The sequence below is a fragment of the Nocardia takedensis NBRC 100417 genome (genome assembly GCF_000308695.1).
GTDB classification, from domain to species: Bacteria; Actinomycetota; Actinomycetes; order Mycobacteriales; family Mycobacteriaceae; genus Nocardia; species Nocardia takedensis.
Genome location: NZ_BAGG01000160.1, coordinates 1 through 339, shown reverse-complemented (window position 1 = coordinate 339; position 339 = coordinate 1). Strand labels below are relative to the sequence as shown.

The following is a 339-nucleotide window of genomic DNA, read 5'->3' as shown; positions in this document are numbered from 1 at the left end:
CTCCCCCGCGGCACGCTTCAGGTACACCCGCAGATCATCTTCACTGGACATGAGAGCCTCTTTCCCCAAATCGAATTCACACGAAGAACACCGCGCGCGCGGCGCTGGACAATCAAGAACGCTTTGCCGACACCCGACGAGCTAGCCCCCGTCGATCAGACTGAACAGGGAGGCGTCGTCGACCGCGTCGAGGTCGGCGACCTGGTCGCCGGGACCGTCCTTGAGCTTGCGTTCGATATCCCGTATCCGGCGCAGCACCGTGCCCTTCGTCGATTCCTCGAGTTCCACCGCGGCGAACCGCTCCTCCACGCGACTCAGCAGTTCCATCAGCTCGGTCTC

The 339-nt window shown here is 63.1% G+C and carries 1 protein-coding gene; it reads right to left on the bottom strand.

The genetic code is table 11. The annotated features are described in order from the left end of the window. Positions 1-141: 141 nt before the first annotated feature. Positions 142-339: hypothetical protein (locus ON30_RS27720; protein ID WP_040711847.1), on the bottom strand; the 198-nt coding region annotated here is incomplete at its 5' end.